The following is a 14,394-nucleotide window of genomic DNA, read 5'->3' on the forward strand; positions in this document are numbered from 1 at the left end:
AAAAAAATAGGCATTCATATTAAAAGTTAGGGCTGAATATTGCCAAGATTTTTAAGCAATATAATGGATAGAATTCAGTATGAATTGGTCTTTCACTATAGCATCTGCTAAATTCAGTGTTGCACTTTGCAAATATTATCAGCCTATTAATATTGCTTAAATTAATTGATTTTATTAACGCGGAATTAAAGCTGTTTCATTGTGGTGCCACTCTTGTTTCAGTCAAAAAGTTTGCTGTATGTCATTCTTGAATATTTAAGTGCCAATTGGGTGCGAATTTACATTTAGATATTCTCATTAAATGACATAGCTGTTCTTATCTAGGTGAATTATTCCAACTTTATAAGAGAAACGCTTTTCGCATAGCAATGAAACAAAATTAATTCATTTAATAATAATTGATCGCTACAAATAATATTTATTAGTTGGAGTAAGCGTGAAAAAGTGGGTGAAGGATTTGTTCGTTTAAGTAAGCCATGATTTTTTGACTCACTATTTTTTCCTGCTCTTTTTTAGGAAGTGATTTTACAGATTTAGTTAAAGCACTAACAACCGCATGATCAACTTCTAATTGGTCAAAATTGATTAAACGACTTTCTATCTCTTCTTTATAGATTGAATTACATACCAGCAATAAATTTAAGTGTACAAACAGCTCGCCAATATTTTTAATTTTATATTTGTACCCCATCAAAAAGAGAAATTGAGCGTATAAGTACTTCTCAACTTTTTGGCTTTGATTTGTACCTGAACGATTATGATGACCAATAAATAACAGTGTCAAAGCGTGTAAAGAGTCAATCGATTTATCTGAATAAAGCTTCTCAAGCTGTGCTTCATAGAGTCGCTTAATATTGTTGGTAAATTGCTCTGAAGATTGGTGTCTGGAAAATTTATGCTTGATGAAAATTTGCTTTTGTAATTCTGTTGCTAGCAGGTATGCACTAAAGGAAATATTGATGCTTGAGTTTAATGTTTGCCAAAACGAAAAGCTACAACCAAATAGATTATAAAGACCTACAGCATCATTAACATAGAATGTTGTCGTTAAAGACGTAATAGGCTGTCCTTTTGATAGATTATACCAATAACGACTCCGCTCTTCTATTTCAAACCTTTCCTTATTAAATTTATTCGGGTTGATGTAGTCGCGTCTATCCTGAGAACTTAGTTGTTTGATGAAATCTGCGACAGTATTAAATCCATGCCAGTCTAAATAGTCTCTAAATTTAACTTGAGTGAATGCTTTTTTAAGACCTGAATTGAGCTGGCTATATCCTTTGAACGCCAGTTTATTTCTCACTAATGCGTATTTATTTTCTGAATAAATATAGGGTTCACGGCTAATGTTCATCATTTTGACTGCCTCCCCAGAAATTTCATCTTTTTATTTATCAGTTACTTATTATTCTTGTGACGTTAAGAGCTTCTCTGAAAGTCAGTAAATAACAAAACAATGTTGTCTTTGATATCAAAGTCTAGTCTATAAGTTCCGCTAATTACTAAAAGGAGAGAAACTTTATTGAGTAGAACCGAAATGCAGGAACTGGCAAGTGAACTTGAAGCTGATTTATTGAAGTTATATGACTCACCAATATTGACGCTAAAGCAATTACATAAAGCCTTAAATTTCAGATCGGCTGATGCTGTTAAGCAAGCTATTTTACGAGGCGTTTTTCCTGTACACACCTTTGAAATGCCGAATAGACGCGGCAAGTTTGCCTTGGCAAAAGATGTAGCAATATTTTTGGCTGAACAAGCCTTTAAAAAGGAGAAAGAAAATGACTAATTGTAAATAAAAGAAATGTCGAAGTAATAATTTTTATTGGCGCAGAAACGACAAAAGCCCGTACGAGCGCGAACTCAGGGCTTTTGAAAGTACATCTAAATTCGAACTCAGATGATGTACTTATTGTTGTAGTATGTGGGCTGTTTGTCAAGTTAATGAGTAAATTAGCTTGATGGCCTCGTGCGCCTTTATTTTTAACAAATACAGATATAAATAAAGATAAAGGTAACAATACATGTTAACTCCAAATCAAATTCGTGCAGCGATACGCGCAAAATTCGTGCTGCCAGAAATAACTATACGTAAACAAGCTGAGCTTGCAATTGCATCACCTTCCTCAATGGTGCGTCTTAACAAGCGATGCGAAAAGCATGATGTTGACCTGCCATTAGCAGAGCAATTGAATAACAAGCAGCTAGTCAGTTTGCTGTTTCCTAATATATTAAAGGGCTGTAAAAAGCGCATTCCTGATATTGAATACGTTGTTACTGAACGTACTCTGGAGAAAGGGAAGCGTAAAAGTTTGACAGTGCTTTACCTCGAATACAAAGCGCTCGATCCCGCTTCGGCAATGAGCTACTCACAATTTTGTCGTACAGTGAACAAAGTACTAAAACGTTGTAAATTATCGATGAAACAACTACATGCCGCAGGCGAAGTCGTTTTCATTGATTACGCTGGTACTAAAGTTTGCTACAACATGAAAGGCGAAAAAACATGGGCAAAAGTATTTGTTGCAGTCTTAGGTTGTAGCAAGAAGATTTTTGCTTTTGCTACCCCCGGTGAAACAACGGCAGACTGGATTGATGGGATGTGCCGTATGTTTGCGTACTTCGGTGGAGCCACTGAAGTTGTATCAATGGATAATGCTAGAGCGCTTGTAACAACCCCCGGTCTTATTCCTACTTTTGTGGAAAACATCAGTGCTTTTGGTGAGCACTACAATTGTTTGATGGATTCATGTCGCGTAGGACGACCTCAAGACAAGTCTCACGCAGAGCTTGGGGTTAAGTTTGTCACGCAACGAATTATTATTCCTATGAATAAAGACTGGCAGTTTTTTAATTTAAAGGAGGTTAATCAACATTTAATGAAAGAGGTGGAAGTATTGAATAACTTGAACTTTCAAGGCTTAAATTTTTCTCGTAATGATTTATTCAATAAAAACGAGAAGCGATTACTTAACCCTCTTCCTTTTACTGATTTCGATATCATTGTCGATAAGCTTATACAGCAGGTATCACCTGAGTATACGGTTAAATATCGCAAGCATGAGTATTCAGTTCCATGGGCAATACATGGCGAAACCGTTGAAATATATGTCACGTTAAATTCGTTACGTGTAGTGCATTTGCATCAACTTGTTGCGGAACATGAGCTTGTAGATGACCCAATGGGGGCAACTATGCTCAAAGAGCATATGCACCCAGATCATGTTGCTGAACTTGAAAGCAATAACATGGATAAGAATATTGCTTGGGCAACTGAGTCAGGTACGCATATTAGCCAGCTCGTTGAACTTTGGTACTCAAAAGTACGAAATCTACGCTCACGCGCCATTGGAAAGCGCTGTAGAGCGTTAATGAAACTTAGTGGTAAAAATGGTGTAGATGTACTTGATGGTGCCTGTGAATATGCATTGCAGCACAATATGTTGAGTGTGTCTGATGTTGAGTTAGTCGTGCGAGCACAAGATGAGCAAGACGGTATCGATAACTTACCTGCTTATATTGCTGCTCATGAGAATGTTCGTGGTAGTGACTATTACGGAGGCTCTCATGAAGCTTAGAGATAAAATCGCAGAGAAGTGCGTCAACCTCAAGTTAACTGGCTTTATGGAAGCATTAGATCAGCAATTGGCTTCCAAAACTTTTGAAACTAAAAGCTTCTTATCACGTATAGATAATTTGTTGTTAGCGGAGGAAACGTCTGCATTAAACAAACGTATTAAAACCCTCCAACGACAAGCAAAACTTCGTTGGCCTAATGCGATGACTAGTATGATTGACTATACCTATCATCCCGGTTTAGAGCCTTCCAAAATAGAAGACTTAGCTGAGCTTAATTGGGCTAAAAATAATCAGCATGTTGTATTTACTGGCCCTACAGGTGCAGGAAAAACCTATTTGGCTTGTTGTCTTGCTAATCAGGCCATTATGTCGGGTATTTCGGTTCGATTCTTTCGCTACAATGAGCTGTTATTGCAGCTTATAGCCGCAGATAAAGAAGAGAAGTTTGCGCAGTATTGCAAAAAATTGAGTCGAATTTCGGTATTGGTTATTGATGACTGGGGTGTGGCATCACTAAGTGCAGCCCAGCGACATTTGTTGTTTGAGCTGATTGAGTCACGCGACCAAAACTCTTCACTGATCATTACCTCCCAATACCCTATGGCGAGTTGGCATGAAGCGTTTGGCGATCCGACTATTGCTGATTCTGTTCTGGATCGTATTGTTCATAATGCTCATCTTGTTGACCGAAAACAAGGTGGCTCTATTCGCAGAAAGTTGGGTGTAAATGGAGGTAAGAAATGAATAATCTTGGAGAAGCTGCCTATAAACAATTATTAGGGCAATTAAACCTTGAGGACATCTACGTTAAGCAAGCGTTTGAATATTACAATGCTCAATTTATGGGTAGTGAAACTGTTCAGCACTTCGTAGAAACATCTGACGTTATTCCAACAGAGTTGAAACAGCATGAATATATTGGCTTATGTGATCGAACATTAGGCATGCAATTACCTAATGCTCGAACTATCGAAGGCGGTGTTGTTCGTGGGCACTATCAACATTGTGGCTTGTTTATACCTACTGGTGGTGAGCTATTTCGTGGCTGTGTGGTTTTCCCTGAACGTGATAATACTGGGCAAGTTGTATCTGCCGTTGGTTATCGTTTTGGTCGTGTTAGAGATGGACAATCTCTAATAATTCATTGGCAAAAACCAGCTTTGGGCGAGCTAATTGCCCAAGGTATTAATAATCTTAAGGAGGTCGCATATGGACAAGCCTACAACTAATCAATTATGGCGCTGTGCTAAATATTATCTAGAGGTGTGTTTAGCTTTAGGTCAATCTAGCGATACTGTCCGCGCCAAAAAATATGGATTGAAGAAATTTTGCGCTTGGTGCTTTAGCCAAGGAATTCGCATGATTGATGAGATTGACATTACACTGATGGATGATTATATGGAATACCTCAACAAATACCGTAAGGCGCAAGATAATCAGCCACTATGTGATGCAAACAAATATAGCCTGTTATTATGTATCAAAACGTTTATTGGTAAAATGTATAACCGTGGTCTCTTAACATCAAACAAGTTGGATTGTATTGATTTACCTTCAGTCGGTAGACCTTTACCTAAAGCGATATTTAGTGCTGATGAAGTAGAGAAAATACTCGATCAAACCATGCTGTTTGGCTCAAAAGGTATGCGTGACCGAGTGATTTTAGAGACATTTTTTGCGACTGGAATACGCAGAGTTGAGTTGCTCAATTTGGATCTTGAGGATATTGATTTTGAGCAGCAACTGGTTCGCGTTAGAAAAGGTAAAGGTAAGCGAGAGTACATACTGCCAATAAGTGATCGTGCTTGTGAATGGTTAGTCTTTTATCTCACAAAGCTTAGACCACAATTAGCGCACATTAAATCAGGCAGTGCATTATTCCTGAACGATAATGGCTATCGTTATCGTGCAAATGCATTATCCGATATGGCATCACGTTATGTGCGTTTTGCAGGCTTTAAGCGTGCTGGAGCTTGTCATTTGTTTAGACACTCAACAGCAACCATTATGTTAGATAATGGAGCCGACCTTCGCCATGTACAAGAGATGTTAGGCCATGCGGATATTACCAGCACCCAAGTCTACACCTTTGTACCACGCACCAAGCTGAAGGAAGTTTACAACGATACGCACCCTTCGGCCCTGAGTGATAAACGTATCTTTAAATAAAAAATCATGGGGGCAATTGCCCCCACTTTTTTAAGCATAATCAGATAATTTTGTAAAAAGCTATGAGGGGGTAGACTTATCTTTTATTTCACAGCTTAAAGGTATTCCATTATGAAAATTATTAACTCAGCCCCACCAGTTCAAGTTAACTCAACAACAAGTCCCAAACAAGCACAGAAGCCTGCTCAAAAGAAAGTTGAAGAACCAGTATCAGGAGTTCAGGTTAATTTTAAACACCATGTTGATAAGACCAATAAAACCCAACAATCTGAGCCAAAAGATCCCATTACTCTAGGCCAAATTGGATCTATACTATTATCTAGGTTTCCTTTCTTACCAAGAAAGATGTTTGATTCTACAGGTGAAAAAGATTAACGGCTGAATACCTTAAATCTACATCGTATAGCTTGTCGCCAACTCTAAATAGTTGAGGTGGTGACACTATCGAAAGTTCACTTACTAAATAGTAAAAATAATGCTAGAGTTAGAAAGTAAATGGATTGTTGATGTGCTCTTTAACTCATTGCCAAGGATGACTTTTTAGGCTGAAAACCGCTAGACTTCCCTCCTTAATTACCTAAAAATAAACTGGATCATAGATCCGATTATTTTACTACAAAGCACGGATTTATCATCCAAAGCTAGGGCGATTCCTGCAAACTGACCCTGTGGGTTATGAAGATCAGATGAATCTTTATGCTTATGTGGGAAATGATCCTGTTAATATGACTGACCCAACTGGCAAGATAGGTGTATTTGGTGCCCTAATAGGAGGAGGTATTGAAGCATTTAGGCAGTATAAATCTGGCGAATTATCATTGTCATTTAAAAGTGTTGCTAAAATCGGAGTGTCAGCCGCAGCAGGTGCTGTTGGTGCAAACTTAGCTAGAGGAGTTGCTGCCGCTGCAAATTCAGCAAGAGGTGTTTATGCTGGAAATGTTGCAGCCGGTGCTAATGTTGGCCTAGCAGCTAATACAGCTAACAATGCTATAGATGGTAAAGCACTGACTGATGGTTCAGGGACTGCTATGGCTTTTGGTGCAGGGGGAGCTGCTGTAGGACAAGGTTTAGGGGATGCAGCGGATGCAGCTATATCTCTTGTCAAAGGAACTCCTTCTTTGGCTGTCAAACAAATGACCTCACATATAAATGAAAGCACAAGCAAAACCCTTGGAGTTTCTATGAAATCTAATGCAGTTGGTGCTGGTGAAGCAATCAGTACAACGTTAGGTAATTCTACTAGCTTAGCTACAAGTTGTGATAAAAGCTCAGGATCGTGTTAAATGAAAACTATTAAAACTTACTTAAGTAACATTGCCACAATAAGTCCAAGAGCTATTGGGATCTTGATTATTATTGGTGGATGGGAGCCAATCTATCAAATATTGAGATTGTTTAAATTAGTTGGAGATGACTTTAGTGGTTTCTTTATCACTACAAGCTTAATTATTTCTGTAGGAACTTTTATTTTTGATTATTTTAAACTGAAGAAACGCTCAAACCGAAACCATAACAAATAATAAATAGTTGGTTGTTTTGAATCCGAAGCCTCGCTAGTCGGGGCTTTTTAATAGATTCTGTAGCCGACCAAATTATCACCGTACTTTTTGCCAAATTATTCATCGAACGATTTGGCAACATTTGGGCTAGTTTCCCAAATTCTCATCAGTCGATATTGGTGGCTCGCCAAATTTAAATCATAACGTTTACCAAACTTCGTCATAGTTTTTACTAAATTCTTGTCATAAACGATAGAAATAGCAAAGCCAGTAACATTTGTTACTGGCTTTGCTATGATCAATATGACGTTTTTATGCGGTAAAAATCATCTTTATCTCCCTGCTCAGCATCTAGTTTTAGCCGTATACGATGGTCTTGCCTGATCTCTTCACCGTAATGCGTAACAAGAATAGCCCTCAAATCATCTAAAAACGTGATGATGGTCTCGGCTTCTTCACTACTTAAATACTGGGTTAATTGTAATAGTTTCATGGTTTCACCTGCTGCTTGAGCAGTTCGTCATGTGAACGCCAATGGGGTTGCATAAGCACTTGATTAACATGAGTGATAGTCACTATTTTCTTGGCTTCACGGCAGGCTTCGATAAGGCTGGCGTAACAAAGGTTGCGACATAACCTAAGATTGCCGCTGGCTGCGCGTATGATCACTTCAATCGCGCCATTATCAAAGGTATTAATGCCCATTTTTACCGCTTCTAACTCTTTAACGATATAACGCGCTAGGTCATCATCATTAAGTGGTTTAATGGTTTGTGAAAAAGTAATACGCGAGCGAATATCTTGGTTAACATTGAGCGTAAGATAGTGCAATAAGTCTGGCTCACCAAACAATACAAGGTTATGCTTTTTAGGGAAACGTTCAAACAGTAGTCGTAATTTGCGTAAGACTTCCATGGTTAATAAATGGGCATCATCAATGAGAATGTAGAGTGTTTTACGTTGCTGTACGTGTTTGAAGGCGCTGTTGATTAACGCCTGTTCAATGTCTTTAGACGGTACGTCGAGTTTAAATGACAAGGCTAGTTGCTTGAGAATAACAAGATAGGTGTGCATGGTACGAGAGAAAGAAATAACGCTGGTATCACGCTCATTTGCCCAACTTTCAATGTGCTCACGCAGTACACTTTTACCGACACCGGGCTCACCGATGACCACCGAGAAACCACCTTGGCCAGCATGAATTTTAATAATATCTACAATGTGTTTTTGTTGTGCCATTGGCATCAAATCTTGACGATTAAACGGCTCTTTAGTGGTGGCAAAAATAGACTTAATCATGTGTTACCTCCGCTAACATCAGTAAAGGCATGTCGCGTGGCATTAAAGTGCAAATCAAGTTGGGATGCTTCGCCCATGCGTTTATCTTTAAAATAAACGATGAACTTATCGCGCTGACTGCGGCTATAACGTACCTGAATGGTTTTGTTGCGTAAATCCACTGGGCATTCAAACTTTTGGCTGTTGATAGAAAAAACGTTAGTTTTACTGACCTTGCGGTTTTCTTCGATAAAGAAAACTTCCTCAGTGGTTTCATCATCATACAAAAAAGTAAGACGGGTATGGTCGAGGGTAAACCTATCGAGCAGCTTCATTTGAATACCGCTGTGATGTTGACTGTTATAATCATTCTCGATCCACTGATGTGCTTTATCATTTAACTCATCGAGTGAATTGAAATCTTTATTCTCAACGAGAAATCGGTCCCTAAAACCACGAAAGAAACGCTCTATTTTACCTTTAGCGGCACCATCACGAATGGGTGCATGAGATAAGTGAATATCTAATCGAAGACAAGCTTGCAGTATTTCCTTTGAACGATAATTACTGCCATTATCAAAATATAACCGCTCAGGCTTACCGCGCTTAAACAAAGCGGTACGAAAGGCATCACACATATTGGCGGTGTTATCAGCATAGAAAAACTCACCGTGCGTAATAAGGCGTGAGGCATCATCAATAAAGGCGATAAGAAAAGTTTTACGCCATTTACCATCCGTTTGTTTGATACTTGGGCCATACATAGTGTCAGCCTGCCAAAGTTCATTGGCAAACTGCATAGCAAAGGAGCGGCGCAGCTTTTTGCTTTGCTCAAGGTTGAGTAATTCGTTTATCCGCACCATGCGATAAAAAGAGGTTTGAGAAAGCTGACTGCGGCTAAAATAGTTACGTTTAAGCAGCTGTCGGTAAAGCGCCATTTTAGGGATACTGCCGTTTTTACAACGACCGAGTGTCGGCAAGACTTCGTTAATCGCTTCGCTAAGTTCATTGGGCTGAATTTTACGGTAACTATTTTTATCGCGACGAGTTTTATTATCAAGCGTGGTAATACCGTGTTTTTTAAAGCGGTATAGCCATGTGCTGATGGTTCGCCACGTAAATTGATAGTTCGTATTGGTGCGCGTATCCGTAAATACACGCGTAGCAACCGACTGAATGCGCTTTCGAATAGAATCACCTGGCGCATAATCTACGGCACTTAATACTTGTAAACGAATTTCTAGGGGTGGCTTGTTAGCTTTTGACTTCATATTTTCTCCTTAATGTTGTTGCGTGACGATAACGAGAAAGGAGTAGCGGCAACACTGACGGGATTTGTGGTGGTATAAACGACGATTGGCGTGTGGCTATTCAACGGAGATTGTTTGATGTTAATAAGGCAAACCGCCTGTGCGTGATGACAAAATAGGCGTTAATTCCTTAAATAAAGGCCAATTGCTGGGCTAAATGAAATTGCAGACAGATTTGTGCTTTATCCTCACCTTGATGCTGGTAAAGAGTAAGAAAAAGCGGATGCTTGTGCTTTAAATGTTCAGGTTGTTGCTGTGGCACAGGTAAGAGAAATTGACGATAACGCCAGGTGTTTTGCTTTAATGTCTTTAACCAACGCCAAGCATGGCGGCTACTCAGTTGTTTAGTCGCTTGTTGATAAGCACTAACGACAGAGTGTTGCGCTAAAAGCAGCATGATAAATATGCCTAATGTTATGGCTTGATAACGTCGTTGAGGTAATTGCACTGCCAGCCTTAATTGCAACGTTTTACCGCAGCCTTGATTATTATGCCGTGTTGAACACACTAATCGTTTACCCACAACCTCTCTATGACGACTCGTTACTTGTCGATAAACAAAACCATGACCAATTAAATAACCCACTTTATCGCAATGCTGACAGGCGAGTTTGTATTGTCGGTTCATCCACGATGAATATTGCTCGATATCAGCAATTGTAGAAAAGAAGTTTTGCATGAGAATATCATGCAAAAAAATTTAACTAAGGCACAAGCTAAATTTGTGCAATGTTTAAATAAAATTCTATTTGTTGAATTTACGTCATAATAAGTTATTGCAGACTTGATGATAATTTGAATTGATATAGTCAGATCGATTAGCTAGATGTTGGGAAGTTACAATTTACGCATATTGACACTTTGTTGGTTTAAAAGAGAGAAATGATTTGGGTAACGAAGCATAAGATCTAATGCAAACTCTGCATCAGTGGGATCATCTTTAGCTTTACTGGGTTTAAAAGCTGTTCGGTATTTTGCAAGTGTCGTCGGGTTAATAGGGACTATAACAACAAATCCATACCGTTGTAGGGCATATACAATAGGCCCTTTTGTTAACTCAACGGCAACAGCAATTGGTGAGCCAAACCTTTTATTAAGTCCTTTGATCCATTTATCAATTTCATCGACATCATGCTTAATAAGAGAAAACTCCCGTTTACCAGTGAGGGGATCCTGAATGCAGAGGTCGTGTTTATCATTTGCCCAATCAATGCCAACATATGCTTTGTAGTTCGTGTTATTTAAATGTGAGTTCATGCCAATCTCCTGTTTCATTTATACATGCGTTCTCAAACTCTTCGAAAGCAATATAATGAGCGGTTTAAGCAAGCCCTGAGTATTCGTTAATGAGTTTGAGACACTCATAATGTCGAAAGCAAAGCGAAAAACATCTAGTGTTTAGGGGCACGATTCGTACAAAATGAGTGCATGTCTACAATTCTAGTATTGACTATTATGTAGACAAGAGAAGTTATATTGGGGGCGAAAGCGAGTTAGGGTTAACACTCTAAAATTATAGGTTTATATGAATTATATGGTCCTCCTCATACTTAACTTTAAGGCTTGGATTCAGCAAAAACTCTTTTTAAAACTTAGAGTGCTACTTCAAAAGTAATACGTAATCATATTTTACCTTCGATACTTCTACTGTAAACTACCCTTATATCTAATAAATCAGTAGTTTAATTCATGGAAAAATTCGAAAATATTTACCACCGCGCTGCCGAGCGAAAAGGTGGTGAAATAGCCTTGTCTCAATTAATATCAAAACCTCTTACTTATAACGAGCTTTTATTAGTTAGTGATAATGAGGTCTTAGCAGAGTTTACTCGCAAAATATTTCAATCTGGTTTTGTTTGGGCTGTTGTAAATAAAAAATGGGCTGGATTTGAGGAGGTTTTTTGGAATTTCGACATTGATAAATTAGTCATGATGCCTGACGACATGCTTGAGCGAAAAGCAACAGATCCTCAAATTATCCGAAACTTTACCAAAGTTAAAACTGTCCGCGATAACGCATTTTGGTTAAAAGAGGTAAGTGACCAATTTGGTTCAATTAGCCAGTGGTTAGCTAATTGGCCTAGTGATGATATTACAGGGCTTTGGCTCCATATTAAAAAACATGGTTTTCGTTTAGGTGGAAATACCGGCCCTTATGCATTGCGACAGTTGGGTATCGATACATTCATATTAAGCAGAGATGTAGAGGCTTATTTTAGAGCTCACAAATTAATCGATGGTGGCTTAACTTCAAAGCGTAATTTAAAAATCATCCAAGATACATTTAACCAATGGCGAAAAGAGTCTGTTTATAGCTTACAAGAGCTGAGTCAAATAGTTGCGTATTCTGTTGGTGACAATTATGTAAGCTTTGAAACGGACTAATAGTTTATCGAGATTGGTCAGAACAGTCCCAAGTCACATAAAAGCTCCAATTTTCGATACCAATACTCCGACAGCAACTCTTGCTCAAATACTTCTTTACGAATTTTTTTATAAGAGTCAGGCAGCTAGGCTTTTTATTCCCAATGTGACCTAATAAGCTTTCAATACGGGTAAGTACGGACTTATAAACACTATCAAAATGTTCTTGTGATGCTGCGAGGTTTTGACTTTGTATGATAAAATACTTCAACGATAATAACTTTCTGATATCTGTCTCATCGGCATGAATACGATATTTACTACAAAATAAGCAACCTTCGTGGCTTCCACAATTAACAGTTACAACACCATTTAACGGTAATGAATCCAGCATTTCAGGTTTTGATAGTTCAGAACAATTTCCACTTGGGATCGCGGTCACAGGATGTGATTTTTTTAGTAGTTGATTATCTAGCTCAACAAAATAGTCAGATAACTGCTCAGCCGATTTATTTACATCTTTACCGGCATAATGATAATCAGCTGTGTTATTACTATGCTGCATGATATAGCTGCTGATCCCAGTACCGTAATTATCTCTAACCCATCATGATTTATTCACTCTAAAAGATTTACTCGTACCTGTTAAAGGAGTTCCAGTGAATTGAATCGCAAATAGTTTCCTAAATGAACAAGACACATCTCCCTTTGTACTTAGTTGTGTTAGCTTACTAACCGCAGCACTTATGAAAAGGGCTTTATAAACTTGTTGATAATGGTCTATTAAATAATTTCTTAACTGAATATAACGTTGAAAGTCAGCCACAAACTCATTTTGAATATCGTAGCGAACAGGTATGCCATTAGCTCGCCACTTAATGCTTTTAAAATGCTGTTCACTTTTCTCTGTTAGATATTCATCTTCAAACATCAATGATGCTGCAGTACTGTCATTTTCAGGCGCTGATCCATTTCTGTGTTGGTGAGCTATACTTCCATAAGTAATTAGACTTTAGGAGTATCTCATGAACAATGCTCAGTTTGCTAATCTTCAAAGTACATTAGAAGACCTAACTTTTGTGCAGCTCAAGCGACTTAGGCAGCATGTTGAGGATATGATTTCTGCTAATCATGTAGGTAAAGCGATTGCAGTTCACGAGGAAGATATTTGTGAGTGCGCCCATTGCGGAAGTAATGAATTTACCAAGTATGGAACCACAGAACGTGGTCAGCAGCGTTACATGTGTAAATTGTGCTCTAAGACATTTAATTCACTTTCTGGCACTCCGTTGGCAGGCATGAGAAAACAAGATAAGTGGCATCAATATTCTGAAGGTATGTGGTTTACTGCCAAGATAAGGGAGGCAGCAAGCGAACTAGGCGTTAATGTTAAAACCGCATGGCGTTGGAGACATCAATTTCTTTCAAAACCTAGGCAAAACAAACCCTCTGAGCTGCACGGAATTATTGAGGCCGATGAAACCTTTATCAATGAATCATTCAAGGGAAAACGAACTATGACACGCCCATCTAGAAAGCGTGGCAACAAGAGTAATGATATTGTTAAAGTGCCTGTACTACTTGCTTTAGATCGCAACGGAGCGGTCACACATCGTGTATTAAAACGAAACACGCGTGAAGAGTTGGAGAAGTCTCTAGCGCCTGTTTTAACGCCTGAGAGCGTGCTTTGTACTGATGGAAACCTATCCTATCAAACCATCGTTAAAAACTTACCATTCGAACTTGATCATAAACGACTAATTGCAATTGATAATCAGAGAGTTATTGATGGTATTTACCACATTCAAACATTAAATAATTGGATGATGAGATGGAAGCAATGGCTTAGACAATTCAATGGTGTAGGAACTGATTATCTTGATAATTACATCGCTTGGTTTAGACAAATGGATCAGTCAAAGGAAGATGGTAGCTGGGTTGTTTTTGCGCTGTGATCGAAAGTGTTGAAAAATATCAAAGTATTTTTAAATCAACACAGAAATGGATCAGCGCCCATTTTCACCAGTGACAATCAAAAAATGCATAAAGTAAGCTCTACATGCCCATGCTGCCATTAATTGTATTAGTTCCGACTTAATCTGACACATCGACTTGAAAAGTTGAGAGTTACCCGTTTTTATTAAAGGTGTCGAATCTTTAATTTAAACAAAAAAAGGTAACTCTCATGTTGCATA

The 14,394-nt window shown here is 38.4% G+C and carries 17 protein-coding genes and 1 pseudogene; 10 read left to right on the top strand and 8 right to left on the bottom strand.

All coding sequences use genetic code 11. From position 1 onward, the window contains the following. Window positions 1-421: 421 nt before the first annotated feature. Window positions 422-1,357, bottom strand: coding sequence for a hypothetical protein (locus ACE1OF_RS18845; RefSeq protein WP_448896393.1), 936 nt, complete (start codon window positions 1,355-1,357; stop codon window positions 422-424). A gap of 165 nt (window positions 1,358-1,522) precedes the next feature. Between ACE1OF_RS18845 and ACE1OF_RS18850 the strand changes: the two genes are divergently transcribed. From ACE1OF_RS18850 to ACE1OF_RS18885, 8 genes are all read left to right on the top strand, one after another. Continuing rightward, window positions 1,523-1,789, top strand: coding sequence for a hypothetical protein (locus ACE1OF_RS18850; protein ID WP_448896394.1), 267 nt, complete (start codon window positions 1,523-1,525; stop codon window positions 1,787-1,789). 235 nt (window positions 1,790-2,024) lie between these two features. Next, on the top strand, window positions 2,025-3,578 hold the full coding sequence (gene istA, locus ACE1OF_RS18855; protein ID WP_448896395.1) for an IS21 family transposase: 1,554 nt from the start codon (window positions 2,025-2,027) through the stop codon (window positions 3,576-3,578). Beyond that, the gene (gene istB / locus ACE1OF_RS18860; RefSeq protein WP_448896396.1) at window positions 3,568-4,323 is read left to right on the top strand and encodes an IS21-like element helper ATPase IstB; all 756 of its coding nucleotides are present in this window, start codon (window positions 3,568-3,570) and stop codon (window positions 4,321-4,323) included. Before istA ends, istB begins: the two co-directional genes overlap by 11 nt. Continuing rightward, complete coding sequence (locus ACE1OF_RS18865; protein ID WP_448896397.1) at window positions 4,320-4,808, top strand: hypothetical protein; 489 nt, start codon at window positions 4,320-4,322, stop codon at window positions 4,806-4,808. Before istB ends, ACE1OF_RS18865 begins: the two co-directional genes overlap by 4 nt. Further along, window positions 4,789-5,748: a tyrosine-type recombinase/integrase gene (locus ACE1OF_RS18870; protein WP_448896398.1), complete on the top strand. Its 960-nt coding sequence runs from the start codon at window positions 4,789-4,791 to the stop codon at window positions 5,746-5,748. The genes ACE1OF_RS18865 and ACE1OF_RS18870 overlap by 20 nt, the downstream gene beginning before the upstream one ends. Window positions 5,749-5,859: 111 nt before the next feature. Beyond that, complete coding sequence (locus ACE1OF_RS18875) at window positions 5,860-6,123, top strand: hypothetical protein (RefSeq protein WP_448896399.1); 264 nt, start codon at window positions 5,860-5,862, stop codon at window positions 6,121-6,123. A gap of 224 nt (window positions 6,124-6,347) precedes the next feature. Beyond that, window positions 6,348-7,031, top strand: a complete 684-nt coding sequence (locus ACE1OF_RS18880; RefSeq protein WP_448896413.1) for an RHS repeat-associated core domain-containing protein — start codon at window positions 6,348-6,350, stop codon at window positions 7,029-7,031. After that, complete coding sequence (locus ACE1OF_RS18885) at window positions 7,032-7,268, top strand: hypothetical protein (RefSeq protein WP_448896400.1); 237 nt, start codon at window positions 7,032-7,034, stop codon at window positions 7,266-7,268. Window positions 7,269-7,545: 277 nt separating this feature from the next. On the opposite strand, the gene ACE1OF_RS18890 is transcribed toward ACE1OF_RS18885, so the two are convergent. The 5 genes and pseudogenes from ACE1OF_RS18890 to ACE1OF_RS18910 all read right to left on the bottom strand — a co-directional run. Next, on the bottom strand, window positions 7,546-7,740 hold the full coding sequence (locus tag ACE1OF_RS18890; protein WP_448896401.1) for a hypothetical protein: 195 nt from the start codon (window positions 7,738-7,740) through the stop codon (window positions 7,546-7,548). Continuing rightward, window positions 7,737-8,546 carry an ExeA family protein gene (locus ACE1OF_RS18895; protein WP_448896402.1) on the bottom strand — a complete coding sequence of 270 codons (810 nt, stop codon included), beginning with the start codon at window positions 8,544-8,546 and terminating at the stop codon, window positions 7,737-7,739. Before ACE1OF_RS18895 ends, ACE1OF_RS18890 begins: the two co-directional genes overlap by 4 nt. Beyond that, a complete protein-coding gene (locus tag ACE1OF_RS18900) occupies window positions 8,543-9,796 on the bottom strand; it encodes a DDE-type integrase/transposase/recombinase (RefSeq protein WP_448896404.1) in 1,254 nt (417 codons plus the stop codon). Before ACE1OF_RS18900 ends, ACE1OF_RS18895 begins: the two co-directional genes overlap by 4 nt. Before the next feature lie 169 nt (window positions 9,797-9,965). Continuing rightward, on the bottom strand, window positions 9,966-10,514 hold the full coding sequence (locus ACE1OF_RS18905) for a hypothetical protein (protein WP_448896405.1): 549 nt from the start codon (window positions 10,512-10,514) through the stop codon (window positions 9,966-9,968). A gap of 161 nt (window positions 10,515-10,675) precedes the next feature. After that, window positions 10,676-11,092: pseudogene (locus ACE1OF_RS18910) on the bottom strand (IS110 family transposase); the annotation flags it as partial. A gap of 432 nt (window positions 11,093-11,524) precedes the next feature. Between ACE1OF_RS18910 and ACE1OF_RS18915 the strand changes: the two are divergent. Next, window positions 11,525-12,220, top strand: coding sequence for a DNA-3-methyladenine glycosylase I (locus ACE1OF_RS18915; protein WP_448896407.1), 696 nt, complete (start codon window positions 11,525-11,527; stop codon window positions 12,218-12,220). 4 nt (window positions 12,221-12,224) lie between these two features. Here ACE1OF_RS18915 and ACE1OF_RS18920 read toward each other — a convergent pair whose 3' ends face one another. Further along, window positions 12,225-12,764, bottom strand: coding sequence for a hypothetical protein (locus ACE1OF_RS18920; RefSeq protein WP_448896408.1), 540 nt, complete (start codon window positions 12,762-12,764; stop codon window positions 12,225-12,227). 42 nt (window positions 12,765-12,806) lie between these two features. Further along, complete coding sequence (locus ACE1OF_RS18925; RefSeq protein ID WP_448896410.1) at window positions 12,807-13,130, bottom strand: hypothetical protein; 324 nt, start codon at window positions 13,128-13,130, stop codon at window positions 12,807-12,809. Window positions 13,131-13,224: 94 nt separating this feature from the next. On the opposite strand from ACE1OF_RS18925, the gene ACE1OF_RS18930 reads away from it, so the two are divergent. Then, window positions 13,225-14,154, top strand: a complete 930-nt coding sequence (locus ACE1OF_RS18930) for an IS1595 family transposase (RefSeq protein WP_448896411.1) — start codon at window positions 13,225-13,227, stop codon at window positions 14,152-14,154. The last annotated feature ends 240 nt before the right edge of the window (window positions 14,155-14,394 follow it).

The sequence above is a fragment of the Colwellia sp. E150_009 genome (assembly GCF_053543955.1).

What these genes read in the sequence shown, in the direction of transcription:
- ACE1OF_RS18885 (WP_448896400.1), top strand. Translation starts at nt 7,032, where the DNA reads ATGAAAACTATTAAAACTTACTTAAGTAACATTGCCACAATAAGTCCA.
- ACE1OF_RS18845 (WP_448896393.1), bottom strand. Translation starts at nt 1,357, where the DNA reads ATGATGAACATTAGCCGTGAACCCTATATTTATTCAGAAAATAAATAC.
- ACE1OF_RS18895 (WP_448896402.1), bottom strand. Translation starts at nt 8,546, where the DNA reads ATGATTAAGTCTATTTTTGCCACCACTAAAGAGCCGTTTAATCGTCAA.
- ACE1OF_RS18900 (WP_448896404.1), bottom strand. Translation starts at nt 9,796, where the DNA reads ATGAAGTCAAAAGCTAACAAGCCACCCCTAGAAATTCGTTTACAAGTA.
- ACE1OF_RS18905 (WP_448896405.1), bottom strand. Translation starts at nt 10,514, where the DNA reads ATGCAAAACTTCTTTTCTACAATTGCTGATATCGAGCAATATTCATCG.
- ACE1OF_RS18875 (WP_448896399.1), top strand. Translation starts at nt 5,860, where the DNA reads ATGAAAATTATTAACTCAGCCCCACCAGTTCAAGTTAACTCAACAACA.
- istB (WP_448896396.1), top strand. Translation starts at nt 3,568, where the DNA reads ATGAAGCTTAGAGATAAAATCGCAGAGAAGTGCGTCAACCTCAAGTTA.
- ACE1OF_RS18890 (WP_448896401.1), bottom strand. Translation starts at nt 7,740, where the DNA reads ATGAAACTATTACAATTAACCCAGTATTTAAGTAGTGAAGAAGCCGAG.
- ACE1OF_RS18930 (WP_448896411.1), top strand. Translation starts at nt 13,225, where the DNA reads ATGAACAATGCTCAGTTTGCTAATCTTCAAAGTACATTAGAAGACCTA.
- istA (WP_448896395.1), top strand. Translation starts at nt 2,025, where the DNA reads ATGTTAACTCCAAATCAAATTCGTGCAGCGATACGCGCAAAATTCGTG.
- ACE1OF_RS18920 (WP_448896408.1), bottom strand. Translation starts at nt 12,764, where the DNA reads ATGCAGCATAGTAATAACACAGCTGATTATCATTATGCCGGTAAAGAT.
- ACE1OF_RS18870 (WP_448896398.1), top strand. Translation starts at nt 4,789, where the DNA reads ATGGACAAGCCTACAACTAATCAATTATGGCGCTGTGCTAAATATTAT.
- ACE1OF_RS18865 (WP_448896397.1), top strand. Translation starts at nt 4,320, where the DNA reads ATGAATAATCTTGGAGAAGCTGCCTATAAACAATTATTAGGGCAATTA.
- ACE1OF_RS18915 (WP_448896407.1), top strand. Translation starts at nt 11,525, where the DNA reads ATGGAAAAATTCGAAAATATTTACCACCGCGCTGCCGAGCGAAAAGGT.
- ACE1OF_RS18925 (WP_448896410.1), bottom strand. Translation starts at nt 13,130, where the DNA reads ATGTTTGAAGATGAATATCTAACAGAGAAAAGTGAACAGCATTTTAAA.